Raw genomic sequence first — 1342 nt, 5'->3', positions numbered from 1 at the left:
ATAATTATGAGTTAGCTCTAGGGGGATTAAATTGAAAATCTTCTATTATAGCATAGATTTTTTTTGCAAGAGGTCTATTATTCGCAGGAATTACGCACTCAGACCAAAGAAACCGGGTTTTTCAGGGAATCTGTGGCTGTACGAAGTATTTCGCAAAAAACCCGGTTTCTGGCTTCTCATTCAATTATTCCTTTTCTCCTTAACAGGGAGGTAAATATCGTGAAAACGCGCTATTATTTCCTAATTTTTATACTTGTTGGATTGTCCTTAACCAGCTGCGGACAACCGAAGTTATTTCAAGAAGTCGATCGCACATTTAAAAAGAGTAATGCGATCGAACAACACAATTTTAACTTGCAAGCGGACGATCGAACGGTCGAACGAACTAACAACATCTAAGCAAGTCCGAAGAGTGGGAAGTTCGACCGAACTACCAACTCACCGGAAGAAAGTGTGATCGTTAGGAATTTTCGGGTTTTGTTTGATGTGTTATTTATTAGTTTGGAAGTTGCGCGGGAAGGAAGAAGCTAACACGATGCTGAGAAGAATCAGAAGAGTAAAGTGAGAATAGATACTTGCTAAACCTCATTTTTTCTTGGTGCGGTTGCGTTTTCTCGATTCAGCCGCCGTATTTTTCGCTTTTTTTTGCTTTTCTTTACTTGCCTTAGAGTCATTGACAGCACTAACACTTATCGGTTTGCTGTAAAATCCCGATGTATCGGAGTTTTTAGCTGCCATTATAGGAGCAATGCTAGCATTATATATCTCCTGAAATTGTGTAAGACCTTCCCCCGTACTCATATCAAACCCTGCTTGATGACCGAGCGTTACAAAGGATTTGGCAAATCCAAATTTAGAGGAATCTTCCATAATCTCCTTAAATTCCGACTCGATATCCCGCAGGTATTTGATAATTGAAGTGGCATTTCGCAGTTTAAATTCTCGCTTCAAAAATTGCCATAACGCCAATAATTCTGGGATAGCATTTTCACCTTCTTCCGGCGAAAGCAAACTCACTTTCCTGGGAAACAACTCTTCGACTACAGTTGCCACATCTTCCACTTTCATGCGAGGCAGCGTAAAACCTTCATAGCCGAAACCGTAATAAATGAACTGCGAGATCCAAAATCCAACGTCTGGATAAGTTTTACAGTATTCTTCTCCTTCGGGAGAATTGACAAATAGCTCGATTAGCGTTTCCTGATAATCTTCCAGGAGCGGTTCTGCATCGTCATAATCTAGGCCGTCTAGTTGGCGGATCAGGACGAACGCATCTAAATTTTATGTTAGCAGAACCTGGTATATTGGAGAATGATTATTGAGTGCCTACCAAATATTTAAT

General features: G+C 40.2%; 2 protein-coding genes. One reads left to right on the top strand and one right to left on the bottom strand.

Translation table 11 applies throughout. The features are described 5' to 3' along the window. The first annotated feature begins 219 nt into the window (after window positions 1-219). Window positions 220-399 (top strand): hypothetical protein, encoded by a 180-nt coding sequence (locus QUB52_RS29120; protein WP_332975686.1) that lies wholly within the window; start codon window positions 220-222, stop codon window positions 397-399. 186 nt (window positions 400-585) lie between these two features. Here the strand turns inward: QUB52_RS29120 and QUB52_RS29115 are convergent, their stop codons facing one another. Then, complete coding sequence (locus QUB52_RS29115; protein ID WP_332975685.1) at window positions 586-1068, bottom strand: hypothetical protein; 483 nt, start codon at window positions 1066-1068, stop codon at window positions 586-588. Window positions 1069-1342 lie beyond the last annotated feature (274 nt).

Source organism: Microcoleus sp. A6-C6, from assembly GCF_036705955.1.
Classification (GTDB): Bacteria; Cyanobacteriota; Cyanobacteriia; order Cyanobacteriales; family Microcoleaceae; genus Microcoleus.
Note: the sequence above shows the minus strand (reverse complement) of the source record. Positions and strands in the feature narration are given on the sequence as shown.